23 protein-coding genes and 4 tRNA genes are annotated in these 23,595 nt (G+C 71.1%); 8 read left to right on the forward strand and 19 right to left on the reverse strand.

Features of this window, described 5'->3' with window-relative positions:
* The first annotated feature begins 3 nt into the window (after nucleotides 1–3).
* The 3 genes from QQZ13_RS00460 (at nucleotide 4) to QQZ13_RS00470 (ending at nucleotide 2,681) form a co-directional block, all read left to right on the forward strand.
* Nucleotides 4–333 carry a dioxygenase gene (locus QQZ13_RS00460; RefSeq protein WP_284527170.1) on the forward strand — a complete coding sequence of 110 codons (330 nt, stop codon included), beginning with the start codon at nucleotides 4–6 and terminating at the stop codon, nucleotides 331–333.
* Nucleotides 334–828: 495 nt separating this feature from the next.
* The gene (locus tag QQZ13_RS00465) at nucleotides 829–2,010 is read left to right on the forward strand and encodes a DUF349 domain-containing protein (protein ID WP_284527998.1); all 1,182 of its coding nucleotides are present in this window, start codon (nucleotides 829–831) and stop codon (nucleotides 2,008–2,010) included.
* 98 nt (nucleotides 2,011–2,108) lie between these two features.
* Entirely contained in the window at nucleotides 2,109–2,681 is a 573-nt protein-coding gene (locus tag QQZ13_RS00470) for an SAM-dependent methyltransferase (RefSeq protein ID WP_284527171.1), read from the forward strand.
* Here QQZ13_RS00470 and QQZ13_RS00475 read toward each other — a convergent pair.
* The 8 genes from QQZ13_RS00475 to QQZ13_RS00510 all read right to left on the reverse strand — a co-directional run bounded on the left by QQZ13_RS00475 (nucleotide 2,668) and on the right by QQZ13_RS00510 (nucleotide 11,379).
* Nucleotides 2,668–4,944, reverse strand: a complete 2,277-nt coding sequence (locus QQZ13_RS00475; protein WP_284527172.1) for a bifunctional (p)ppGpp synthetase/guanosine-3',5'-bis(diphosphate) 3'-pyrophosphohydrolase — start codon at nucleotides 4,942–4,944, stop codon at nucleotides 2,668–2,670. The two genes, QQZ13_RS00470 and QQZ13_RS00475, sit on opposite strands and share 14 nt — an antisense overlap.
* A 55-nt stretch (nucleotides 4,945–4,999) precedes the next feature.
* Entirely contained in the window at nucleotides 5,000–5,989 is a 990-nt protein-coding gene (gene secF / locus QQZ13_RS00480) for a protein translocase subunit SecF (RefSeq protein ID WP_284527173.1), read from the reverse strand.
* Nucleotides 5,989–7,719, reverse strand: a complete 1,731-nt coding sequence (gene secD, locus QQZ13_RS00485) for a protein translocase subunit SecD (RefSeq protein WP_284527174.1) — start codon at nucleotides 7,717–7,719, stop codon at nucleotides 5,989–5,991. Before secD ends, secF begins: the two co-directional genes overlap by 1 nt.
* Nucleotides 7,720–7,752: 33 nt before the next feature.
* The gene (yajC, locus tag QQZ13_RS00490; RefSeq protein WP_284527175.1) at nucleotides 7,753–8,208 is read right to left on the reverse strand and encodes a preprotein translocase subunit YajC; all 456 of its coding nucleotides are present in this window, start codon (nucleotides 8,206–8,208) and stop codon (nucleotides 7,753–7,755) included.
* Between the two features lie 75 nt (nucleotides 8,209–8,283).
* Nucleotides 8,284–9,333 (reverse strand): Holliday junction branch migration DNA helicase RuvB, encoded by a 1,050-nt coding sequence (ruvB, locus tag QQZ13_RS00495; RefSeq protein WP_284527176.1) that lies wholly within the window; start codon nucleotides 9,331–9,333, stop codon nucleotides 8,284–8,286.
* The gene (gene ruvA / locus QQZ13_RS00500; RefSeq protein ID WP_284527177.1) at nucleotides 9,326–9,943 is read right to left on the reverse strand and encodes a Holliday junction branch migration protein RuvA; all 618 of its coding nucleotides are present in this window, start codon (nucleotides 9,941–9,943) and stop codon (nucleotides 9,326–9,328) included. The genes ruvB and ruvA overlap by 8 nt, the downstream gene beginning before the upstream one ends.
* Before the next feature lie 48 nt (nucleotides 9,944–9,991).
* Nucleotides 9,992–10,552, reverse strand: coding sequence for a crossover junction endodeoxyribonuclease RuvC (ruvC, locus tag QQZ13_RS00505; RefSeq protein ID WP_284527178.1), 561 nt, complete (start codon nucleotides 10,550–10,552; stop codon nucleotides 9,992–9,994).
* Nucleotides 10,553–10,620: 68 nt separating this feature from the next.
* A complete protein-coding gene (locus QQZ13_RS00510) occupies nucleotides 10,621–11,379 on the reverse strand; it encodes a YebC/PmpR family DNA-binding transcriptional regulator (RefSeq protein ID WP_284527179.1) in 759 nt (252 codons plus the stop codon).
* Between the two features lie 99 nt (nucleotides 11,380–11,478).
* On the opposite strand from QQZ13_RS00510, the gene QQZ13_RS00515 reads away from it, so the two are divergent.
* Nucleotides 11,479–12,855, forward strand: coding sequence for an aminotransferase class V-fold PLP-dependent enzyme (locus tag QQZ13_RS00515; protein ID WP_284527180.1), 1,377 nt, complete (start codon nucleotides 11,479–11,481; stop codon nucleotides 12,853–12,855).
* A gap of 16 nt (nucleotides 12,856–12,871) precedes the next feature.
* Here the strand turns inward: QQZ13_RS00515 and pdxT are convergent, their stop codons facing one another.
* Nucleotides 12,872–13,507 (reverse strand): pyridoxal 5'-phosphate synthase glutaminase subunit PdxT, encoded by a 636-nt coding sequence (gene pdxT / locus QQZ13_RS00520; protein WP_284527181.1) that lies wholly within the window; start codon nucleotides 13,505–13,507, stop codon nucleotides 12,872–12,874.
* Nucleotides 13,497–14,381 (reverse strand): pyridoxal 5'-phosphate synthase lyase subunit PdxS, encoded by an 885-nt coding sequence (gene pdxS, locus QQZ13_RS00525; RefSeq protein WP_284527182.1) that lies wholly within the window; start codon nucleotides 14,379–14,381, stop codon nucleotides 13,497–13,499. The genes pdxT and pdxS overlap by 11 nt, the downstream gene beginning before the upstream one ends.
* Nucleotides 14,382–14,460: 79 nt before the next feature.
* Here pdxS and QQZ13_RS00530 point away from each other — a divergent pair, with 79 nt between their 5' ends.
* Both QQZ13_RS00530 and pdxY read left to right on the forward strand, forming a co-directional pair.
* Entirely contained in the window at nucleotides 14,461–15,795 is a 1,335-nt protein-coding gene (locus tag QQZ13_RS00530) for an aminotransferase class I/II-fold pyridoxal phosphate-dependent enzyme (protein ID WP_284527999.1), read from the forward strand.
* Nucleotides 15,796–15,801: 6 nt separating this feature from the next.
* The gene (gene pdxY / locus QQZ13_RS00535) at nucleotides 15,802–16,668 is read left to right on the forward strand and encodes a pyridoxal kinase PdxY (RefSeq protein WP_284527183.1); all 867 of its coding nucleotides are present in this window, start codon (nucleotides 15,802–15,804) and stop codon (nucleotides 16,666–16,668) included.
* A gap of 40 nt (nucleotides 16,669–16,708) precedes the next feature.
* On the opposite strand, the gene QQZ13_RS00540 is transcribed toward pdxY, so the two are convergent.
* Both QQZ13_RS00540 and thrS read right to left on the reverse strand, forming a co-directional pair.
* A complete protein-coding gene (locus QQZ13_RS00540) occupies nucleotides 16,709–17,248 on the reverse strand; it encodes an HIT domain-containing protein (protein WP_284527184.1) in 540 nt (179 codons plus the stop codon).
* Entirely contained in the window at nucleotides 17,245–19,254 is a 2,010-nt protein-coding gene (gene thrS, locus QQZ13_RS00545; protein ID WP_284527185.1) for a threonine--tRNA ligase, read from the reverse strand. Before thrS ends, QQZ13_RS00540 begins: the two co-directional genes overlap by 4 nt.
* Before the next feature lie 237 nt (nucleotides 19,255–19,491).
* On the opposite strand from thrS, the gene QQZ13_RS00550 reads away from it, so the two are divergent.
* Nucleotides 19,492–20,655, forward strand: coding sequence for an SLC13 family permease (locus QQZ13_RS00550; protein ID WP_284528000.1), 1,164 nt, complete (start codon nucleotides 19,492–19,494; stop codon nucleotides 20,653–20,655).
* A gap of 8 nt (nucleotides 20,656–20,663) precedes the next feature.
* Here QQZ13_RS00550 and QQZ13_RS00555 read toward each other — a convergent pair whose 3' ends face one another.
* The 5 genes from QQZ13_RS00555 to QQZ13_RS00575 form a co-directional block, all read right to left on the reverse strand.
* Nucleotides 20,664–21,323: a DNA alkylation repair protein gene (locus QQZ13_RS00555; RefSeq protein WP_284527186.1), complete on the reverse strand. Its 660-nt coding sequence runs from the start codon at nucleotides 21,321–21,323 to the stop codon at nucleotides 20,664–20,666.
* A gap of 4 nt (nucleotides 21,324–21,327) precedes the next feature.
* Nucleotides 21,328–21,834: a glycine cleavage system protein R gene (locus QQZ13_RS00560; protein ID WP_284527187.1), complete on the reverse strand. Its 507-nt coding sequence runs from the start codon at nucleotides 21,832–21,834 to the stop codon at nucleotides 21,328–21,330.
* Between the two features lie 83 nt (nucleotides 21,835–21,917).
* Nucleotides 21,918–21,992, reverse strand: a tRNA-Val gene (locus QQZ13_RS00565).
* Nucleotides 21,993–22,018: 26 nt separating this feature from the next.
* Nucleotides 22,019–22,089, reverse strand: a tRNA-Cys gene (locus QQZ13_RS00570).
* A 55-nt stretch (nucleotides 22,090–22,144) separates the two neighbouring features.
* Nucleotides 22,145–22,217, reverse strand: a tRNA-Gly gene (locus QQZ13_RS00575).
* A gap of 148 nt (nucleotides 22,218–22,365) precedes the next feature.
* On the opposite strand from QQZ13_RS00575, the gene QQZ13_RS00580 reads away from it, so the two are divergent.
* A tRNA-Val gene (locus QQZ13_RS00580) sits at nucleotides 22,366–22,438 on the forward strand.
* A gap of 51 nt (nucleotides 22,439–22,489) precedes the next feature.
* On the opposite strand, the gene QQZ13_RS00585 is transcribed toward QQZ13_RS00580, so the two are convergent.
* Nucleotides 22,490–23,002, reverse strand: coding sequence for a type II toxin-antitoxin system PemK/MazF family toxin (locus QQZ13_RS00585; protein ID WP_284527188.1), 513 nt, complete (start codon nucleotides 23,000–23,002; stop codon nucleotides 22,490–22,492).
* Entirely contained in the window at nucleotides 23,002–23,559 is a 558-nt protein-coding gene (locus QQZ13_RS00590) for a type II toxin-antitoxin system PemK/MazF family toxin (RefSeq protein WP_284527189.1), read from the reverse strand. The genes QQZ13_RS00585 and QQZ13_RS00590 overlap by 1 nt, the downstream gene beginning before the upstream one ends.
* Nucleotides 23,560–23,595: the final 36 nt, after the last annotated feature.

The raw sequence follows: 23,595 nt of genomic DNA on the forward strand, positions 1-23,595 counted from the left end.
CCCGTGGCAACCGGTGCGAGCAGGTCCGGCGCAGGCAAGAAGAGCGCGCGCGAGGCGCGGGAGGCGCGCGAGCGCGCCCGGCTCTACCGGGCACGCCAGGAGTTCCAGGACGGCGTGGCGCGTCGTCGTCGTCGCGACAACGTCGTGGCCGGTGTGGCCGGCGGTGCGCTGATCCTCGCCGTCGTCGGCGGCCAGATCGCGTACTACACGCTCGGTCCCGGCCAGCCCGCTCCGGCGCCCAGCCCCACCGCCAGCACGACTCCCACACCCACGGCGACCCCGACGCCGACCCCGAGCCCGACGGCGACGCCGTCATCCACTCCCACGCCGTGACCGCCGCCGTATAGGCTGGCAGCCGACCGAACCCCCAGGCGGCCTGTCTCCGCAGACAGGCCTGGCCGCGACGAGGTGCTACCCGTGACTTCCGTTCCCGAAGAATCCGCAACGACCGAGCCCGCTCCCGAGGAGTCGAGCCCAGCTGCCGACGACGCGGTCGCCGCTGAGACGTCGGATCAGCCCGCTGCCGACGAGGCCGCGCCCGCGGCCGACGCCGCTCCCGACCAGGAGCCCGCCGTCGAGGAGCCTGCTGCCGCCGAGGAGCCTGCTGCTGCGGAGGAGCCCGCTGCCGCGGAGGAGCCTGCTGCCGCCGAGGAGCCTGCTGCCGACGAGGCGAAGCCGGCCCCCGCGCCGGTTCCCCGCCCGCTTCCGCGTCCGGTCGCGCCCCTGCCGCGTGCCCCTCGTCCGAGCGCTCCCGCGGCCGTCGCCGCGCCGACGGAGTCGGTCTCCAGCGGCGAGTGGGGTCGGGTCGATGAGGACGGCACCGTCTCGGTGCGCGAGGGCGACCAGTGGCGGGTCGTCGGTCAGTATCCGGACGGCACCCCGGCCGAGGCGCTGGCGTACTTCGAGCGCAAGTTCGCCGATCTCGCCAGCGAGGTGGCTCTCATCGAGGCGCGGCACCGCGGCGGCGGCGCGTCGGCCGCAGACCTGCGCAGCACGGTGAAGACCGTCCGCGAGCGCGTCACCGGAGCCGCGGCCGTCGGCGACATCGCGTCGCTGGAGGCCCGCCTGGATGCTCTCGACGAGGCGCTCAGCGAGGCCTCCGCCGAGGAGGCGGCCGCGCACCGCCAGGCCGTCGACGCGGCGATCGCCGAGCGCACGACTCTCGTGGTGCAGATCGAGGAGATCGCCGCACGCGACCCCAAGTCCATCCAGTGGAAGCAGACCTCCGCCGAGGTCACCGCGCTGTTCGAGCGCTGGCAGGCGCACCAGGCCACCGGCCCCCGCCTGCCCAAGAACATCGGCCAGCAGCTCTGGAAGCGCTTCCGCGACGCACGCGCGGTGTTCGACAAGCACCGCCGCGAGTTCTACGCCGGCCTCGACGAGTCGCACAAGTCCGCCCGCGACGCGAAGGCGGCGCTCGTCGAGCGCGCCGAGGCGCTGGCCAGCAAGGGCGAGGACGGCATCGCCGCTTATCGCGCTCTGCTCGACCAGTGGAAGTCGGCCGGTCGTGCCGGCAAGAAGGCCGACGACGCCCTGTGGGCGCGCTTCAAGGCGGCCGGAGACGCTCTGTACGGCGCGCGTGCCGATCGCGAGCAGGCCGACGCCGAGGCCTCCAAGGAGAAGATCGCCGCCAAGAAGGCGCTTCTGCAGGAGGCGGCGGCGGTGCCCAAGGAGAAGGACACCGCTAAGGCGCGGTCGCTCCTCACCGGCATCCAGCGACGCTGGGACGACATCGGCCGCGTCTTCCCGCGCGAGGCGGAGCGGGCGCTCGACGACGACCTGCGCAAGATCGAGCAGGCCGTGAAGGCCCGCGAGGACTCGGACTGGAAGAGCAACAACCCCGAGACCAAGGCGCGCCAGAACGACATGACGCAGCAGCTGCGCGACGCGATCGCCAAGCTCGAGGACGAGGTGGCCGCCGCGGTCGCCACGAAGGACAAGGCCAAGATCGCCAAGGCCGAGGAGGCGCTGGCCGCCCGCAAGGCGTGGCTCACCGCTCTCGGCGGCTGACCGGCCCCCTCCTCCCCCACGCTCCTCGACCGGGCGTTGTCCACAGGGCGACGCCCGGTCGTGCGTGAGGTGTGTCGTCGTGCGGCAGAGTGCGTGGGATGACCTGGCCGTTCCTGTACTACCCGGGCGACGCGCTGTCCGATGCGGAGCTGCGCTCGGCGCGCCTGGACGGAGACCTGGTCGAGATCGGCGAGGCGTTCATGCCGGCCGACGCCGTGGAGACCCGGGAGCTGCGCGCCGGGTCGCTCCGTGCGCTGGTGGGCGCGCGGCTGGCGCTCACCCACGAGTCGGCCGCCTGGGTGCACGGCGCCATCCCCGAGCCTCCCCGCCGGCACTGCGTGCAGCGCTGCGTGGCCGCGCGGCCGCACCACGTCACCGATCGCCGGCTGCGCTACCGCGATGTGAGGCTGCCGGTCGCCGACGGGGTGCTGATCGCGGGCGTCGTGGTGAGCACGCCGGTGCGCACGTTCGCCGACCTCCTGCGCGACCGGGTGCTGCGGGAGGACGGCGACGACGGGATCGTGCGCGCGCTGCTCGCATGGCGCCCGCAGCTGCTGGTCGAGACCCGGGCGTGGCTGTCGGCGGCCGGCCCCGTGCAGTTCAAGCGTCCGGCGCGTGCGTACCTCGATCGGCTCGAGCGCGAGCGCACGCCTCCGGTCAGGACGACGTGACCCGGTAGACGTCGTACACGGCGTCGATGCGGCGCACCGCGTTGAGCACCCGGTCGAGGTGGACGATGTCGCCCATCTCGAACACGTAGCGGCTGAGCGCCAGCCGGTCGTTGTTGGTCTGGACCGAGGCCGAGAGGATGTTCACGTGGTGTTCGCTGAGCACACGGGTGATGTCGCTGAGCAGCCCCGACCGGTCGAGCGCCTCGACCTGGATGTGCACCAGGAAGACGCTCTTCGTGGTCGGCGCCCACGAGACCTCGATCATGCGGTCCGGATCGTCCTTGAGCGACTTCACGTTCGTGCAGTCGCTGCGGTGCACCGAGACCCCGCTGCCGCGGGTGACGAAGCCCACGATGTCGTCGCCGGGCACGGGCGTGCAGCACTTGGCGAGCTTCACCAGGATGTCCGGCGCGCCGCGCACGAGCACGCCAGAGTCGCCGCCGCGCGGTGCGCGCGATCGCCCGACCGCCGGCAGGTCGATCGGACCCGTCGAGGTGTCCTCCTGCGTGCTGACGAGGGCGGTGACCTTCTCGATGACGGACTGTGTGGAGACGTGCCCCTCGCCGACCGCTGCATACAGCGCGGTGACGTCCTCGTAGCGCAGCTGGTGGGCGACCTCGGTGAACGAGTCCTGACTCATCAGGCGCTGCAGCGGCAGGTTCTGCCGGCGCATCGCACGCGCGATCGCATCCTTCCCCTGGTCGACCGCCTCTTCGCGACGCTCCTTGGTGAACCAGCCGCGGATCTTGCTGCGCGCGCGTGTGGACTTCACGAATCCGAGCCAGTCCTGGCTCGGCCCGGCATCAGGGTTCTTCGAGGTGAAGACCTCGACGACGTCGCCCGAGTTCAGCTCCGATTCGAGGGGCACCAGGCGACCGTTGACCTTCGCGCCCATCGTGCGATGACCGACCTCGGTGTGGACCGCGTAGGCGAAGTCGACCGGGGTGCCGCCGGCGGGGAGGCCGATCACGCGCCCCTTCGGCGTGAAGACGTACACCTCCTTCGCGCCGATCTCGAAGCGCAGCGAATCGAGGAACTCACCCGGGTCGGCCGTCTCGGCCTGCCAGTCGGAGATGTGTGCCAGCCACGCCATGTCCGTGTCGACCGACTTCTCGTCGGTCTTCCCGCCGCTCATCCGCTCCTTGTACTTCCAGTGCGCGGCGACGCCGTACTCCGCCTGCTGGTGCATCTCGTTGGTACGGATCTGGATCTCGACCGTGCGACCCCCCGGGCCGATCACGGTCGTGTGCAGCGACTGGTACAGGTTGAACTTGGGCGTGGCGATGTAGTCCTTGAAGCGGCCGGGCAGCGGCGTCCACCGCGCATGGATCGCCCCGAGGACCGCGTAGCAGTCGCGGACGGTGTTGACGAGCACGCGGATGCCGATGAGGTCGTAGATGTCGTCGAACTCGCGGCCGCGCACCACCATCTTCTGGTAGACGGAGTAGAGCTGCTTGGGGCGCCCCATGATGCGGCCGCGGATGCGGAGGTCGCGCAGATCCGACTCGACCGCGTCGATGACGGTCTGCACGTACTGCTCGCGCTGCGGTGTGCGCTGCTTGACCAGGCTGTCGATCTCGACGTAGAGCTTGGGGTGCAGGACGGCGAACGAGAGATCCTCGAGCTCGCTCTTGATCGCCTGGATGCCGAGGCGATGCGCGAGCGGCGCGTAGATCTCGAGGGTCTCCGTCGCCTTCTTGGCCGCCTTCTCCGGCGGTACGAAGCCCCAGGTGCGCGCGTTGTGGAGCCGGTCCGCCAGCTTGATCAGCAGCACCCGGATGTCCTTGGACATCGCGACGATCATCTTGCGGACCGTCTCGGACTGCGCGGCGTCGCCGTACTTGACCTTGTCGAGCTTGGTGACGCCGTCCACCAGCATCGCGACCTCGTCGCCGAACTCCGTGCGCAGCTGATCCAGGCTGTAGTCGGTGTCCTCCACCGTGTCGTGGAGCAGCGCGGCGGCGATGGCCCGAGGTCCCAGCCCGAGTTCGGCGAGGATCTGCGCGACCGCGAGCGGGTGCGTGATGTAGGGCTCGCCGCTCTGCCGCTTCTGCGCCGCGTGGGCCCGCTCGGCCACCTGATAGGCGCGCTCGATGATCGCGATGTCGCCCTTGGGATGGTGCGTGCGGACCGTCCGGATGAGCTGCTCGACGCCGTTGCGGGAAGGCGCCCGGGAGAACAGGCGCGGCACCAGGCGCCGCAGCGAACTGGGCGGCGGCCCGGCGGGAGGGTTCTGGGCCGACGAGGGCACGGTGTCGGTCATCAGGTCACCTCCGCCGTGTCAGAATCTGTCAATCCTACGCCCGTCGGAGGCCCGGTCAGGCCGCCGTCACGGCCTTCTCGCGCGCCGCCAGCACGCGCTCGTCACGTGCCTTGATCTCGGGCTCGTTCTCCCGCAGCAGCGAGAAGAGCGGCGCGGCGACGAACAGCGTGGAGTACGCGGCGACGATCGTTCCCACGAAGATCGACAGCGAGATGTCGGTCAGCGTCTGGGCTCCGAGCCACAGGGCGCCGATGAACAGGATCGCGCCGGTGGGCAGGGCCGCGACGACAGTCGTGTTGATCGATCGGATGAGCGTCTGGTTCACCGCGAGGTTCACCGACTCGCCGAAGGTGCGGCCGGACTTCTCGCCGTCTTCGTGGGTGTTCTCCCGGATCTTGTCGAAGACGACCGTGGTGTCGTACAGCGAGTACGACAGGATCGTCAGGAAGCCGATGACGGCGGCGGGAGAGATCTCGAACCCGAACACCGCGTAGACGCCCACGGTGATGACGAGCACGTCGACGAGGCCGATGATCGCGGCGACGGACATCTTCCAGGTGCGGAAGTAGATCGCGAGGATCAGGAAGGTCAGCGCGAGGAAGATCGCGAGACCCCACAGCGACTGGCGCGTCACGTCCTGGCCCCAGCTCGGGCCGATGAACGACGAGCTGACGCTGTCCTCGGCGACGTCGTAGATCTCGGCCAGCGCGGTGGTGACCGCACGGGTCTCGGGGTCGGTCATCTGGTCGGTCTGGACGCGCACGGCATCGTCGCCGATGGTGGTGACCTTGGTGGTCGCTCCGGGAACGACCGACTGCACCGCCTCGGTGGCGAGCGTCTGGTCGGGGGCGGACACCCCGTTCACGGTGAACTGCGATCCTCCGGTGAACTCGATGGAGAACTGCACCGGGCGGAACACGGGCACGAGGGCCGCGCCGATCACCAGCACCGCGGCGATGATGAACCACAGGCGGCGACGGCCGACGAACGGGAAGGAGACCTTCCCGGTGTAGAGGTCGTTGCCGAGCTGACTCATGGAGCGCATCAGTCGTCTCCCTCCGTCGTCGAGCGCGTATCGGCGCCCTGGGCGAGCTTGCGCTCCGCGATGGTCTGACGGCGCTCCGCCTCGCCGCGCGACTTCGCTGCGCGGCGCTGCGCGGCACTGCGGCCGCCCGTCTCGACGGGGGCGCGGAACTGCGCGCGACCGCGGTAGACGGCACCGAGCGCCTCGGGGTCCAGGCCCGACAGCGGGTGGCCCCCGCCGAAGAACCGCGTGCGCGCCAGGAGCTGGAGCACCGGGTGGGTGAAGAGGATGAAGATGCCGATGTCGATCAGGGTGGTGAGGCCCAGGGTGAACGCGAAGCCCTTCACGGTCGCGTCGGCCAGGATGTAGAGGACCACGGCGGCCAGGATGTTGATCGACTTCGAGATGTAGATCGTGCGCTTGGCGCGGCCCCAGCCGTCTTCGACGGCGCTCGTGATCGACTTGCCGTCGCGCAGCTCGTCTCGGATGCGCTCGAAGTAGACGATGAACGAGTCGGCGGTGAAGCCGATCGTCACGATCAGGCCGGCCACACCGGCCAGCGACAGGCGGAAGCCCATGCGCCAGGCGAGGATGCAGAGCGTGATGTAGGTCAGCACGCCCATCACGACGAGCGACGCGATGATGACGAAGCCGAGCGCGCGGTAGACCACGAGCGAGTAGATCGCGACGAGGATCAGGCCGATGAGGCCCGCGATGAGGCCGATCTGCAGCTGCTGCGAGCCGAGCGTCGCCGAGATGGAGTTGGAGCTCTGCACCTCGAAGCTCAGCGGCAGGGCGCCGTACTTGAGCTGGTCGGCGAGGACCTTCGAGGTCTCCTGCGTGAAGTTGCCCGTGATCTGCGGCTTGCCGTCGAGGATCACCGCGTTCATGGAGGGCGCCGAGAGCACGGAGCCGTCGAGGACGAACGCGAACTGGTTCAGCGGGGCCGTCGCACCGTAGAGGCGCTGGCTGATCTTGCCGAAGGTCTCGGTGCCCTCGCCGTCGAAGACGATGTTCACCGCCCACTGGTTGTTCTGGGTGTTCAGTCCGTTCGAGGCGTCGGAGATCGACGAGCCGTCGAGCTCGACCGGGCCGAGGATGTACTTCGCCGACCCGTCTGCTTCACAGGTGATGAGCGGCTGGTCGGCCGGCTCCGTCGCGGGGGTGTTCGCCGGGTCGGAGCAGTCGTAGGCGAGGAACTTCGCGTAGAGCGCGTCGGTGACCCAGTTCGGGTCGCTGCCGTTGGTCGGAGCGGCGGTGGGCGTGGCGTTGAGCGTCGGGTCCGGCGACGGGTACGGCGTCTCATTGCCGTCCTCACCCACGAAGGAGGTCGCCGGAGATCCCGTGTAGAGGACCGCGCGCAGCTGCAGCTGGGCGGATGCCTCGATGCGGTTGCGGGTCTCCTCGTCGGCCTGACCGGGCACCTGGACGACGATCTGGTTGCCGGCCTGCGTGGTGATGTCCGCCTCGCCGACGCCGGAGGCGTCGACGCGCTGACGGATGATCGAGGCGGCCTGGTCCATCTGCTCGGACGTCGGCTGGCTGCCGTCGGGGGTGTTGGCCTCGAGGATGATCTGCGTACCGCCCTGCAGGTCGAGGGCGAGCTCGGGAGCCCACGAGCTCGCAGGATTGCCTTCGGCGTCGGTGAAGACGAAGACGCCGAGGGCGTTGATGCCGAAGAGGAGCGCCGTGAGGGTCAGCAGCCCGATGAGGGCGCGCCAGGCATGGCGAACGGGAGTGGGAGCGGCCACAGAGGAGTCCTTCTCGTGAACGACGCGGGCGGGTCAGGCTCGGGGCTTGTCGTCCGCGTCGGGGGCGGTGTCGGCCTCGGCGGGGCTGACGGCGCTCTGGCCGGCGTCGGCGGAGTACGCGGCGTCCGCCTCGGTCTCGGCGACGTCGTCCTCGGCCGGCTCCTCGGGGTCCACCGTGCGGATGATCGCCTGGCTGTGCACCTCGATCTCCACGCCGGGGGCGAGCGCGATGATCGCCGGGCGCGACAGGTCCTCGGCGTCGAACTCGACGAGCGTGCCGTAGAGGCCGCCCTGCAGGAGCACCTTGACGCCGGGCACCATGGCCCGCTGCTTGTTCTCCTGCTCGGCCTTCATGCGCGCGGCGCGGCGACGCGAGCTCCAGAACATGAACACGATGAGCGCCAGCAGGAGCAGCAGCATCCCGTACTGGGCGAAGAACGAGCTGACCGGGTCGAGCTGCGGGGCGTCCTGCGACGTTGCGAAGATCATGGAGAGAGGGCGCCTTTCACGACGGGCAAGCCGCGACGTGCGGCCGATAAGGGATCTGGCGAGAGCCTTCAGTGATTATAGGTCATCGAATCTCAGCGCCTCGTCGCTGCGCGGCACCCGCAGATGGGCGTACGCCTCGGGCGTCGCGACCCTCCCCCGCGGCGTCCGTCCGAGGAAGCCGATGCGCACGAGATAGGGCTCGACGACCGACTCGATCGTCTCCGCCTCCTCGCCGACGGTCACCGCGAGGGTGTTGAGGCCCACCGGGCCGCCCCGGAATCGGCGGATGACCGCGTCGAGCACGGCCCGGTCCAGGCGGTCCAGCCCGATCGCGTCGACGTCGTAGAGCTCCAGTGCGGCGGCGACGTCACGCTCCGAGGCGGCTCCCCCGCCGTGCTCGCCGCGCTCGTCGCCGCCGTGGACGATGACGTAGTCGCGCACCCGGCGCAGCAGGCGGTTGGCGATGCGGGGTGTCCCCCGTGAGCGGCGGGCGATCTCGGCGCGCGCCACCGGCGGCACCTCGACGGTGAGCATGCGCGCCGAGCGGGCGATCACCTGCTCGAGCTCCTCGGCCTCGTAGTACTCGAGGTGGGCGGTGAACCCGAACCGGTCGCGCAGCGGATTGGGCAGCAGGCCCGAGCGCGTCGTCGCGCCGACGAGCGTGAACGGCGCGAGATCGAGCGGGATGCTGGTGGCGCCGGCGCCCTTGCCGACCATGATGTCGATGCGGAAGTCCTCCATCGCCAGGTACAGCATCTCCTCGGCGGAGCGCGCCATGCGATGGATCTCGTCGATGAACAGCACCTCGCCGGGGACGAGACTCGACAGCAGTGCCGCCAGGTCGCCCGCGTGCTGGATCGCCGGACCGCTGGACATGCGCAGCGGCCGCTCGCTCTCGTGAGCGACGATCATCGCGAGCGTCGTCTTGCCGAGCCCGGGCGGCCCGGAGAGCAGGATGTGGTCGGGCGGACGCTGCTGGATGCGCGCGGCGTCGAGCAGCAGCTGGAGCTGACCGCGCACCTTCTGCTGCCCGACGAACTCGGACAGCGAGGTGGGGCGCAGCGCGCCTTCGACGGCGAGCTCGGATTCGTCCTCGGCGACTCCCGGATCGCGAGCGTCAGCCACGTGTCTGCTCCGCCCGTGCCGGGCCGAGGTGCGCGAGTGCGAGCTTCAGCAGCGCCGGGACCGAGGCGGCGTCCTGGGCGGAGGCGTCGGCGGCGACGGCGGACACCGCCTCGGTCGACACCCGCTCGTTCCAGCCCAGAGCGATGAGCGCCGCGACCACCTGGCCGCCGACCGCCGGCACGGCGGCCAAAGCGGAGCCGGTGGCCGGGACGTGGGCGAGCTTGCCCGCGAGCTGGACGACGATGAGCTTGGCGGTCTTGGGGCCGATGCCGGAGACGCGGCGGAACGGCGCGTCGTCCTCCTCCGCGACCGCGGTGGCGATCTGGCCGACGGTGAGCGACGCCAGCACCCCGAGCGCGGACTTCGGGCCGACGCCGGACACGCCCAGGAGCTGTCCGAAGACCACGAGCTCCTCGCGCTCCCGGAAGCCGTAGAGCGACAGGGCGTCCTCGCGCACGATCAGCGTCGTGTGCAGGACGATCTCGTCGCCGACGTGGAAGTCCCGCGCGAGCTGGGGCGTCACGGCCACCGAGAACCCCACACCCCCGACGTCGATCACGACGCTCTCGGCATCAAGGTGCAGCACACGGCCGCGCAGCGAGGAGATCATGCCACGAGCCTACGCCCGCGTTCGTACATGTGTTCGAGCGACACGCTGTCAGCGGCGCGCGAGCCGCTCCGCGTCGGCCCAGGCGCGCTGCGCGGGGGTGAGCGCTCCGGATGCCGCGGTCTGCGGGCCTCGTCGCCACGCATGGCAGAGGGCGATGGCGAGGGCGTCGGCGGCGTCGGCGGGCTGCGGCAGGGCGTCGAGGCGCAGGACGCGCGCGACCATCGTCTGCACCTGCCGCTTGTCGGCGGAGCCGTAGCCGGTGATGGCGGCCTTGACCTCGGACGGCGTGTGGGTCGCCGCGGGAAGGCCGCGCTCCCCGGCGATGAGGAGGGCGATGCCGCTGGCCTGGGCGGTGCCCATCACGGTCTGCCGGTTCTGCTGGGCGAACACCCGCTCCACCGCGACGACGTGCGGGTCGTGCGCGTCGACGACGCCGCGGAGGCCGGCCGCGATGACCGCGAGGCGCTCGTGTATCGGCGCGTCCGGCTCGCTGCGCACCACGCCGACGTGCACGAGCGTGGCGGAGCGGTCGGGGCGCACGTCGACGATGCCCACGCCGCAGCGGGTGAGCCCGGGGTCGATGCCGAGGACGCGGAGGACGGATGCCACGGGGTCACGCTACGCGGGCGACGGGCCCGGCGCCGGCAGGCGCGCGGTGCCGACCGCGCGCCCGCGCGTCAGTCGTCGCTCTCGAGCTCGGCCTGGACCTCGGCGGGGAGGTCGAAGTTGCTGAAGACGTTCTGGACGTCGTCGCTGTCCTCGAGCGCGTCGATGAGGCGGAAGATCTTGCGCGCGGTGTCGGCGTCGATCTCGACCTTGAGCGAGGGCACGAACTCCACGTCGGCGGACTCGTAGTCCAGTCCCGCCTCCTGGATCGCCGTGCGCACGCTGACCAGGTCGGACGGGTCGGTGATGACCTCGAAGCCCTGGGCGTGCGGCTCGATCTCCTCGGCGCCGGCCTCCAGTGCCGCCAGCATGACGTCGTCCTCGGAGACGCCCTCCCCCGAGACGACCAGCACGCCCTTGCGGTGGAAGTTGTAGGCGACCGATCCGGGGTCGGCGAGGGTCCCGCCGTTGCGCGAGAGCGCGGTGCGCACCTCGGCGGCGGCGCGGTTCTTGTTGTCGGTGAGGCACTCCACCATGAGCGCGACCCCGTTCGGACCGTACGCCTCGTAGATGATCGTCGTGTACTCGACCGACTCGCCGCCGATGCCGGCGCCGCGCTTGATGGCGCGGTCGATGTTGTCGTTGGGCACCGAGGTCTTCTTGGCCTTCTGGACGGCGTCGTAGAGCGTCGGGTTGCCCGCGAGGTCGGCGCCGCCGAGCTTGGCGGCGACTTCGATGTTCTTGATGAGCTTGGCGAACGACTTGGCACGTCGGGCGTCGATGACCGCCTTCTTGTGCTTGGTCGTCGCCCACTTGGAGTGGCCGGACATGCCCACAAGTCTACGGGGACGCCGCGACGCCCCGTGCGGTCCGCGGCCGGCCGGCCGCTCCCGTTGTATCAGCGAGCCGCGGCGAGGACACTTCCAGGCATGGACGAACGAGAACGCGCACTGCGCACCGCCCATCGGGCGGCGTCGAGGTTCCTGGCGACGCTGGACGATCGTCCGGTGTGGCCGCGGGCGACGCTCGAGCAGATGGAGGAGGTGTTCGGCGGTCCGCTGCAGCCGGACGGCATCGACGCCGATCAGGTGGTCGCGGAGTTGGCGGAGCGGGCGGATCCGGGTCTCGTCGCGATCCCGGGCGGCAGGTTCTTCGGCTTCGTCATCGGCGGGACGCTGCCGGCGGCCCTCGCTGCCGACTGGCTGGTGTCGACCTGGGACCAGAACTCCGGATCGAGCACCATGACCACGGCCACGGTGGCGCTCGAGCGCGTCGCGGGCGGGTGGATCTGCGATCTGCTCGGCCTTCCCCCGGAGTCCGCCGTCGGATTCGTGACCGGCGCCCAGGTGTCGAACGTCGTCTGTCTCGCCACCGCGCAGCACGCCGTCCTCCGGCGGGTCGGCTGGGACGCGACGGTGCGGGGGCTGCGCGGCGCGCCCGAGATCCGGCTCATCGTCGGCGCCGACCGCCACGGCTCGATCGACCGAGCGGCGCGGATGTGCGGGATCGGGTCCGAGGAGCTCGTGGTCGTGCCCGCCGACGAACAGGGACGGATGCGGCCGGACGGTCTCGCGGCTGCTCTCGCGGAAGGGGACGGGGCGCCGACCGTCGTGTGCCTGCAGGCGGGAGAGGTCCACACCGGGGCGTTCGATCCGTTCGCCGAGCTGATCCCCGCCGCCCGGCGCGCCGGGGCGTGGGTCCACGTCGACGGCGCGTTCGGGCTGTGGGCGGCCGCCTCGCCGCGACTGGAGCATCTGACGGCGGGCGTGGGCGCGGCGGATTCGTGGACGACCGACGCGCACAAGACGCTCAACGTGCCCTACGACTGCGGCATGGCCATCGTGCGCGACCCGGCGGATGCGATCGCGATGTTCCGCACCGGCGGCGACTATCTGATGTACGCCAGCCTGGACCCGTGGGACGTCGGTCCGGAGCTGTCGCGGCGCGGGCGCGGGGTCCCGGCGTGGGCGGCGCTGCGCAGCCTCGGACGGCGCGGGGTGGCCGGTCTCGTCGAGCGGCTGCACGACAACGCCCGGCGGTTCGCCGCCGCGCTCCGGGGGATCCCGGGTGCGGAGGTGATCGGCGACGTCGACTACACGCAGGTGATGTTCCGCCTGGCCGACGACGAGGCCACCCGCCGGCTCGGCGCGGCGATCCTCGCCGACGGCACGGCCGCGCTGACCGGTGCGCAGTGGCGCGGGCGCGCGGTGATCCGCTGCTCCATGTCGTCCTGGGCGACGACGGAGGCCGACATCGACCTCACCGTCGCGGCGATCGAGCGGCTGGCAGCCGCCGTCTCCGGCTGACCGGCGTGCCGGCCGGTCAGGCCGCGGCGCGCACCGTGTCGAGGAAGAGCGCGTGGAAGCGCGTCTCCCCGGTGACCTCGGGATGGAAGGACGTCCCGAGGAGCGGTCCCTGACGCACCGCCACGATCCGTCCGTCGGCCAGCGTGGCGAGCCGTTCGACGGCGGGTCCCGCGTCGAGCACGAGGGGTGCGCGGATGAACACCGCGTGCACCTCGGTGCCCTCGCCGCCCTCGCCACCCGAGGCGTCGTCCCCCGCCGAGCGCAGGGCCGGCACCGCCAGATCGACCTCGAAGGAGTCGACCTGGCTGCCGAAGGCGTTGCGCTGCACCGTGACGTCGAGCCCGCCGAACGTCTCCTGCCCGACGATGCCGTCGGTGATGCGGTCGGCGAGCAGGATGAGTCCCGCACAGGTGCCGTACACCGGCATCCCGCCGGCGATCGCCTCGCGGATGGGCGCCTGCATGCCGAAGGCGCGGGACAGCTTGTCGATGACGCTGGACTCGCCACCGGGCAGCACGAGGCCGTCGACCGAAGCCAGTTCTTCGGGGCGCCGCACGGGCACCGTCTGCGCCCCCAGCGCCGTGAGGACCCTCACGTGCTCGCGGACATCGCCCTGGAGGGCGAGGACCCCGACGCGCGGGCTACCAGCCACGCTCGGCGAGCCGGTGCGGAGCGGGAAGATCGGCGACGTTGATGCCGACCATCGCCTCCCCCAGACCCCGCGAGACCTCGGCGATGACCTTGGGGTCGTCGAAGAAGGTGGTCGCCTTGACGATCGCGGCGGCGCGCTGGGCGGGGTTGCCGCTCTTGAAGATGCCCGACCCGACGAAGACGCCGTCCGCGCCCATCTGCATCATCATGGCGGCATCGGCCGGCGTGGCGACCCCTCCGGCGACGAACAGCACCACCGGCAGCGCGCCCGTCTCGGCGACCTCGGCCACCAGCTCGTAGGGCGCCTGCAGCTCCTTCGCGGCCACGAACAGCTCGTCCTTGGTCATCGAGCGCAGGACGTTGATCTCGCTGCGGATCTTGCGGATGTGCTTGGTCGCCTCCGACACGTCGCCGGTGCCCGCCTCGCCCTTGGAGCGGATCATCGCCGCACCCTCGTTGATGCGGCGCAGGGCCTCGCCGAGGTTCGTCGCTCCGCAGACGAACGGAACGGTGAAGCCCCACTTGTCGATGTGGTTCACGTAGTCGGCGGGCGACAGCACCTCGGACTCGTCGATGTAGTCGACGCCGAGCTCCTGCAGCACCTGCGCCTCGACGAAGTGGCCGATGCGGGCCTTGGCCATCACCGGGATCGAGACGGCCTCGATGATGCCGTCGATCATGTCGGGGTCGCTCATGCGCGACACGCCGCCCTGGGCGCGGATGTCCGCGGGCACGCGCTCGAGGGCCATCACGGCCACGGCTCCGGCGTCCTCGGCGATCTTCGCCTGGTCGGGTGTGACGACGTCCATGATGACGCCGCCCTTGAGCATCTCGGCGAGTCCGCGCTTGACGCGGGAGGATCCGGTGGTCGACACGATGGTGTCCTTTCGAGCTTCGCTGTTTGGCCTAGGCCAAAAGGTAGCATGACTGGGCACATAGACTTCGAGGATGACGATGACGGAGCAGATCACGGGCGGCTCGGCGGCCGACATCGCCGACAGCGTCCGCGCGCTCCAGGAGCGAGGGGTGCTCCGTCCCGGCGACGCGCTGCCGCCCGTCCGGGCTCTCGCCGACCAGCTCGGAGTGAACCGGAACACCGTCGTGGCCGCGTATCGTCACCTGACGCAGGCCGGCATCGTCGTCACGCGCGGGCGCGGCGGGACGATCGTGGCGGGCCGGTCCCCCGTGGCCCAGGAGGGCTTCGCGGCCGACTCCGTGCTCCGCGACGTGGGTACGGGCAATCCCGACCCCGATCTCATCCCCGATCTCTCGCGGGCGCTCGCCCATGTCGCCGGGCGCCCCGTCCTGTACGGCGAGCCGGTCATCGACCGGGATCTCGACGCCTGGGCGACCGCGTGGATGCGCGACGCCGTCGACCCTCGGCTGCCCATGGAGCTGACGATCACCAGCGGGGCCTCCGATGCGATCGAGCGACTGCTCGCGCAGGCGCTCACGCGCGACGATGCGGTGGCCCTCGAGGACCCCTGCTTCCTCTCGAGCCTCAACACCGTGCGGCTCGGCGGCTACCGACCGGTGCCGGTGCCGGTGGACGCCGAGGGCATGACCGTCGACGGGCTCCGCGCCGCCCTCGATGCCGGTGCGCGTGCGGTCGTCTGCACGCCCCGCGCCCAGAATCCCACCGGGGCGAGCCTCAGCGCCGCCCGCGCGGGGCAGCTCCGGGAGGTGCTCGCGGATCACCCCTACGTCCTGGTCATCGAGGACGACCACTTCTCGCTCCTGTCCACGGCCCCCCACCATTCGCTGATCGGACCCCAGCACCGCCGGTGGGCACTCATCAGATCGGTCTCCAAGTTCCTCGGCCCCGACATGTGCCTGGCCGTCACGGCGTCCGATCCCGACACGGCCGAGCGGCTCGCGATGCGGCTGAGCCCGGGAACGACGTGGGTCAGCCACCTGCTCCAGCGGCTCGTGCTGGCCCTGCTCACCGACGACGAGGTGCGCGACGGCATCCGCGCCGCGGCCGCGCACTACGCCGCTCGCAACGCGGCGTTCGCCGAGAAGCTGACCTCGCGCGGCCTTCCCGTCGCCGTCGGCGACGGCCTCAACCTCTGGGTCGAGCTGCCGGTGCCGGCGCGCGCAGCGGGCGAGCAGCTCATGCGCCGCGGCTGGCTCGCGCGCACCGGCGACGAGTTCGTCCTCGCCGACGACGCCGCCTCGCGCCGGATGCGGCTCACCGTGCACGACCTCGCCGACGCCGATGCCGAGCGCCTGGCGAACGATCTCGCCGCCGCGGTCGCGGCGGTGTCCGAATCCCGAAGGGTGGGGTGATCTCCCGTGAAGATCCTGTCGATCCAGTCCGCCGTCGCCTACGGTCACGTGGGCAACTCGGCGGCGGTGTTCCCGCTGCAGCGCATCGGCGTCGAGGTGCTCCCGGTCTATACGGTGAACTTCTCCAACCACACCGGCTACGGCTCCTGGCGCGGGCCGATGATCAGCCCCGACGACGTGCGCGATGTGATCACCGGCATCGAGGAGCGCGGTGTGCTCCCCGAGATCGACGTCGTCCTGTCGGGGTACCAGGGCGGTGAAGGCATCGCCGACGTCATCCTCGATGCCGTCGCGCGCGTGAAGGCCGCCAACCCCGCCGCGGTCTACGCCTGCGACCCCGTCATGGGCAACGCCAAGAGCGGCTGCTTCGTCGCGCCGGCCATCCCGGTGCTCCTGCGCGAGCGCGTGGTGCCCGCCGCCGACATCATCACCCCGAACCAGTTCGAGCTGGGCTTCCTGACCGGCACCGAGCCGAGCGACCTCGCCTCCACGCTCGCGTCGGTGGACGCCGCACGAGCCATGGGACCTTCGACAGTGCTGGTGACGAGCGTCGAGCGCCCCGACCGCCCGGTGCTCGACGGCGGCGAGGAGACCATCGAGATGCTCGCGGTCACCGACGAGGGCGCCTGGATCGTGCAGACGCCGCGCATCCCCATGAAGGCCAACGGCTCGGGGGATGTGACCGCGGCGCTGTTCACCGCGCACTACCGCGAGACCGGCGACGCGGCGACCGCGCTGGCGCGGACGACCTCCAGCGTGTGGGATCTGCTGCGCACGACCTTCGACGCGGGTCAGCGCGAGCTGCAGCTTGTCGAGGCGCAGGAGTTCTACGCCCAGCCGCGCCTGCAGTTCGAGGTCACGCAGGTCCGCTGAGGTCCGCTGAGCACGGCCCTGGTGGCCCCGGTCGCGCGGATCAGCCGGTCGGCCACGCCGAGGCCACGGACTCCCGCACCTCGCCGAGCAGCTGCGGGAGCGCCTTGGTCTTCGCGATGATCGGGAAGAAGTTGGCGTCGGTCGCCCACCGCGGCACGACGTGCTGGTGCAGATGTCCGTCGACCCCCGCGCCGGCGACCCGCCCCTGGTTCATGCCGATGTTGAAGCCGTCGCAGCGGGCGACCTGGCGCAGCACGCGCATGGCCGTCTGCGTGAGCGCTCCGATCTCGGCGACCTCCTCGGCCGTCGCCTCGTCGTAGGTCGCGATGTGACGGTACGGGCAGACGAGGAGATGTCCGGAGTTGTACGGGAACAGGTTCAGCAGCACGTACGCGGCCGTGCCGCGGGCGACGATGAGACCGTCCGCGTCGGACTTGGCGGGCGCCGCGCAGAACGGGCACTCCTCGCGGAGGGGCTCCGGGCCGGCCTGGATGTACGCCATGCGGTGCGGCGTCCACAGCCGCTGGAACTCGTCCGGGACCCCGGCGAGGTGCGCGGCGTCCTCCAGGCCGTCCGTCATGCGAGGTCGCCCGCCGTGTTGACGAGCGTGTGATCGGCGATCGCGCGCACGATGCGGTCGACGGCCTCGTCGACGGGGATGCCGTTGGTCTGCGAGCCGTCGCGGAAGCGGAACGAGACGGTTCCGCCCGAGCGGTCCTGCTCCCCCGCGATCAGCTGCACCGGCACCTTCTGCGTCGTGTGGGTGCGGATCTTCTTCTGCATCCGGTCGTCGGAGTGATCGACCTCCGCGCGCACACCCGCCGCGCGCAGGCGCCCGATGATGTCGTCGAGATAGGGGGCGAAGTCCTCCGCCACCGGGATGCCGACCACCTGGACGGGAGCCAGCCACACCGGGAAGGCTCCGGCGTAGTGCTCGAGGAGGATGGCGAAGAAGCGCTCGATCGATCCGAAGAGCGCGCGGTGGATCATGATCGGGCGGTGCTTCTCACCGTCGGGTCCGGTGTACTCCAGCCCGAATCGCTCCGGCAGGTTGGGGTCGACCTGGACGGTGGACAGCTGCCAGGTGCGGCCGATCGCGTCCTTCGTCTTCAGGTCGATCTTCGGGCCGTAGAACGCCGCCTCGCCGGGCACCTCGGTGAGCTTGAGGCCGCTCGCGACGGCGACGTTGCGGAGCGCGTTCGTGGAGTACTCCCAGAACTCGTCGCTGCCGATCCACTTCTCCTTCTCGTCGTCTCGCATCGACAGCTCCAGCTCGAAGTCGTCGAGCCCGAAGTCGCGCAGCATCGAGATGACGAATTCGAGCACGCGGGTCGCCTCCGCCTCCAGCTGCTCGGGAGTCACGAAGAGGTGTGAGTCGTCCTGGGTGAAGCCGCGCACGCGGGTGAGTCCGTGCAGCGCCCCGGAGAGTTCGTTGCGGTAGACCGTCCCGTTCTCGGCGAGGCGCAGCGGCAGATCGCGGTAGCTGCGTGCCCGCTCCTTGTAGATCAGGATGTGCATCGGGCAGTTCATCGGCTTCAGGTAGTAGTCCTGGCCGTGCTTGGTGACGGTGCCGTCCGCGTCGCGCTCCTCGTCCATCCGGATCGGCGGGAACATGCCGTCCTTGTAGGTGACGAGGTGGTTCGACGTGATGAACAGGTCCTCTTTGGAGATGTGCGGAGTGTAGACGTAGGTGTAGCCGCCCTCGATGTGGCGGCGGCGCGCGTGCTGCTCCATCTCGCCGCGGACGATGCCGCCGCGGGGGTGCCACACGCTCAGGCCCGAGCCGATCTCGTCCGGGAACGAGAACAGGTCCAGTTCCTTGCCCAGCTTGCGGTGGTCGCGCTTGGCGGCCTCCTCGAGGCGCTGCTGGTAGGCGCGGAGCTCGTCCTTGGTGGGCCAGGCGGTGCCGTAGATGCGCTGGAGCTGCGGATTCTTCTCACTGCCGCGCCAATACGCGCCGGCGATGCGGGTCAGGTCCCAGCCGTTGCCCACGATCCGGGTGGAGGGGACGTGGGGACCGCGGCAGAGGTCCTTCCACGCGGTCTCGCCGTCGCGGGTGACGTTGTCGTAGATCGTCAGCTCGCCGGCGCCGACCTCGACCGACGCGCCTTCGGCGGCCTCCTTGGAGCCCCCCTTCAGGCCGATCAGCTCGAGCTTGAACGGCTCGTCGGCCAGCTCCTCGCGCGCCTCGTCGTCGGTGACCACTCGGCGGACGAAGCGCTGACCCTCGCGGACGATCCGCTCCATCTCCTTCTTGATCGCCTTGAGGTCTTCGGGGGTGAACGGCTCGTCCACGCCGAAGTCGTAGTAGAAGCCGTCGACGATCGGCGGGCCGATGCCGAGGTTCGCCTGCGGGCGCACGCGCTGCACCGCCTGGGCGAGCACGTGGGCGGTGGAGTGGCGCAGGATGGACAGTCCGTCCGCGCTGTCGACGGTGACCGGCTCGACGGCGTCGGATTCGGTCACGACGGTGGCGAGGTCCTTCAGCTCGCCGTTCACGCGCAGCGCGACGACGGAACGATCGGGGAAGAGGGCGAAGCCGTCGGCGGGGTAGGACACGTCCGACGGGGTGGTGGCGTCAGTCAAGGGAACTTCTCCAGAGGTGGCCGCGGTGCGGCTGGATGGAAGGGATGTGCTCAGCTTCGGACGTTCCGCGTCCTGCCCGCTCAGGCGTGAGGCGTTCGCGCACCGGTGCGCGCGACGAGAGTCGTGACGACGGCCCGGCGGTGTTCCATGGGTCGAGTCTATCGCCGCTGCCCGGTGTGGCCGGTGTGCCCGGGTGGGGCCGTGGCGTGCGCGTCGTCGCGCGGTGCGCCCGTCATGATGGATGCCGTGAAGCTCGCCCTGGTCGGAGTCGCGCTGCTCTTGCTGGGGGCGGCGGCCGTCGGCGTGGGCGTCCTCCCCTTGCAGGACGCCGTGGCGATCGGCGAGCGGGTCTGGCCGGTGCTGCTGTTCGTGGTGTCCGTCACGATCGTCGCCGAGCTGGCGGCCGCGGCGGGCGTGTTCGACGTCGTGGCGGCGCGACTGGCACGGCTGGCGCGCGGGCGCACCTGGGCGCTGTGGCTCGCGGTGGTTCTGCTCGCCGCGGTCGCGACCGCCTTCCTGTCCTTGGACACCACGGCCGTCCTCCTCACGCCCGTGGTCATCGCCGTCGCCCGCGCGCACGGGCTGAGTCCGCTGCCGTTCGCCTTCACCACGGTCTGGCTGGCCAACACGGCCTCTCTCGTCCTCCCGGTGTCCAACCTCACCAACCTGCTCGCCCTGCACCGGCTGGAGGGCGCCCACGCCGGGACGTTCCTCGCCCTCCTCGGGCCGTCTGCGGCGGTCGCGATCGGTGTGAGCGTGCTGCTGCTCTTCCTGCTGCACCGGAGCGAGCTGACGGGTCGGTTCGCCGTGTCGGCGCCGCCCGTCGTCGCCGACCGGCTGCAGCTGCGCGTGGCCGCGGTGGTCGTGCTGGTCATGATGCCGCTGCTCGTCAGCGGCATCGAGCCATGGATCCCGGCCACGGCCGCGGCGATCGTCCTCGGGGTCTTCTTCGCCTGGCGCTCCCCCGACGCCCTCCACCTCTCGCTGGTCCCCTGGCAGCTCGTGGTCTTCGCGGCGGGCCTGTTCCTGGCCGTCGGGGCGCTCGAGGCCCTCGGCTCGCGTGCGCTCATCGTCGCGCTGACCGGCGAGGGCGACGGACTGGTCGACCTGTGGCGACTGTCCGGCGTCGGGCTGCTCGCGGCGAACGCCGTCAACAACCTGCCCGCCTACCTGGCCCTCGAATCGGCGGCCGCGTCTCCCGAGCGGCTCGCGGCGCTCCTGATCGGTGTCAACGCCGGCCCCCTCATCACCCCGTGGGCATCCCTGGCCACCCTGCTCTGGCATCAGCGACTCCACGCCGTCGGCGTCGAAGTACCCTGGGGCCGCTACGTCCTCCTGGGCCTGCTGGCGGCGCCGCTCACGGTGCTGGCGGCCGTCGCGCCGCTCGCACTCCGCGGCTGACGGAGCACTCAGCCGAGGTGCTTCAGCGCCTCTCGGCGGCTCAGCGGGCTGAGCTCGTGCGACGCCGCGTAGCGCTCGACCCAGTCCGGCGCGACGCGGGCGTGGTCGCGCAGCGCCCAGCCGATCGCCTTGCGCAGGAAGAACTCGCGGCGGGCGAGGCTCGGCTCGATGACGTCGGCCAGCAGCACGGTGTCGAGGCGATCGCGGCGTCCGAGCTGCGAGAGGATCGCGATGCGCCGGATCCAGATGTCGTCGTCGATGCTCCACGCTCGCACGAGCGCCGCCGTCTCGTCCGGGTGTGCGTCGTGGAGGTCGGCCATGCGACCCGACAGCTCGTCGGTGATGTCCCACCACTGGCCGGTGCGCACCATGTGCTCGACGAGCGGGACCACCGCGAGATCCCCGCGCACGGGTCGCAGCGTCAGCAGCGCCTCGGCGGCGTAGCGCTCCTCCCGGTGCGTCGCGTCGTCCCACAGTCTGCGCGCCACCGCCAGGAGCCTCAGCCCGTCGGCTTCGCCGGCCGCTGCCGAGCGCGCGAGACGGCGCACCTCGGGCACCCGCACACCCAGGAACGGCATCGCGGACTTCATGTACGCCTGCTGGCCCGCGGCACGGCCGGGGTCGGCGACCGCGCGCAGGTCGGCGCGGATCCGTGCGGCCAGGTCCACGGCCTCAGCCGAGGCTCAGATCGACCTGGATCTCGTCCGCCAGACGCTCGAGCGCGGTGACGATCGGGGCGGCGTCCTGATCGCCGGGCACCCGCACCGAGACGGTGGCCTCGAACAGGGTGCCGCCGGCCATCGGCGCATCGAGCGTGCGGCTCGTGAAGCCGTCGATGCTCAGGGCGTGCGCACTCACCGCCGAGGTGACGTCGCGCACGATCCCGGGGCGGTCGTTGCCCAGCACGGTGAAGGTGAGCGATCGGCCGGCCGGGCTCGCCGCCGGGGCTCCGGAGTGGGTCGTCACGCGCAGAAGGCCGTCGAGCTCCTGCAGGGCGTCGGTCAGCTCGTCCGCGCGGCCGTCGGGCACGGTCACGAGCACGATCCCCGCGAAGGCGCCGGCGAGCTCCGCCAGTTCGCTGCGCTCCCAGTTGCCGCCGTGGGCGGCGACCGTGTCGGCGAGGGCGCTGACCAGACCGGTGCGGTCGTCACCGACCACAGAGAGCACGAGATGGGCCATGGGCCGAGCCTAGCCGGGTCATCCGCCGGGCGGGAGGCACGGGGCCGGGAACGAAGAAACCCCCGGGATTCCGGGGGTTTCGGTGGTGCGCGATACTGGGATCGAACCAGTGACCTCTTCCGTGTCAGGGAAGCGCGCTACCGCTGCGCCAATCGCGCCTGTGAAGGCTTTTCAGTTGTGAGCGAGGTGGCGACGGGATTCGAACCCGTGTAAACGGCTTTGCAGGCCGGTGCCTAGCCGCTCGGCCACGCCACCGTGTGTGGTTCGACCCACGTGTCGTGACCCCTTCGAAAAGGGGCCCCCGCACTCGAGCGGATGACGAGACTCGAACTCGCGACCCTCACCTTGGCAAGGTGATGCGCTACCAACTGCGCTACATCCGCGTGCTCCCTGGTTTCCCCGGGCGCTTGAACGACTTTAGCCCACGAAATTCGAACTGCAAAACCGAGCGCGCCCCGCGCGTGTCCCGTCCCCCGATTCGGTCTCCGTGCCCGCATCCGGTAGCATCGGTTCTCGGCTCCTCGGAGTCTTGGGCGATTGGCGCAGTTGGTAGCGCGCTTCCTTCACACGGAAGAGGTCATCAGTTCGAGTCTGGTATCGCCCACCGTCAGAACCCCCGCCTCGGCGGGGGTTTTCGCGTTCGGTCGGCGGACCCTCAGCCGTCGAACAGCCAGCCGTGCCGCTGCGCCAGCACGCGGGCCACCCGCGCGAATGCGCGCCGGTCCAGCGGAGCCGCTTCGCGCCGGATGCCGCGGTGATGCACGCTGTAGAGCTGGTCGAGGTCGACCCACGATTCGCGTCCCTGCCGGTCCCAGGGCCCGGTGCCGATGGCGACGTGGTCGTTCCTGCGAGCAGCATTTCCCCCGGGTGCCCTGCTTGTGAGCTTCAGGGCGTAGCAGCGCTGCACGTCGTGGCGGGCGATGACGAGCATCGGACGGTCCTTGCCCTGCGTCGGGTCCTCCTGGAACGGAACCCAGGCCCACACGATCTCGCCCGCATCGGGCACGCCGTCGCGGCGCGGGGCGTACACGATGTGCACCGCGCGCCGACCGGGGTCGGTGACCTCCCACGTCGAGGTCGCATCGAACGGGGCGGCGGGTGCGCCGCTACCGCGGGCGGCCCGCTGCGGCCGGCCGAAGAGCCTCCGCAGCCAGTTCCCGAGCGCCATCAGCCCTCGAACCGCCAGCCGTGCCGCTGCTGGAGGGCGCGGGCCACGAGCGCGAAGCGATCCTGGTCGAGTTCGGCGCCCTCTCGCCGCATGGCCGCGTGCGGCACGCTGTAGAGCCGGTCGACGTCGACCCAGGAGGGACGTCCCGCGGGGTCCCACTCCCCCGGGCCGATCTCGAGGAAGTCGCGCTCGTCCTCGTGCGACCGGCTCGTGAGGCGCACCGCGTACACACGCAGCGGGTCGCGGCGACCGATCACGAGGACGGGGCGGTCCTTGCCGCGCCCGTCGTTCTCGGCGTAGGGCACCCACGTCCAGACGACTTCGCCGGCGTCGGGCTCGCCGTCGGGATCCGGTGCGTAGGAGATCCGCAGCTCCGGCACTCCCGCGGGATCGAGCTCCACGGTGCCGGAGCCCTCCGCCGAGTCCGATCCGCGGGAGCGGTCGGATTCGGCCGCGCGCTGCAGCTGCTCGTCCAGCACGGGCGCACCGCCTCCCAGCACGTTCACGATGCCCTTGATGATTCCGCGGACGAAGCCGTCCTGCCCGGGTGCGGTCATGGCGGCAAGGCTAGCAACGCGAAGGGGCGCCGGGCC

Source organism: Microbacterium sp. T2.11-28 (assembly GCF_950097975.1).
In the GTDB taxonomy this organism is placed as follows: Bacteria; Actinomycetota; Actinomycetes; order Actinomycetales; family Microbacteriaceae; genus Microbacterium.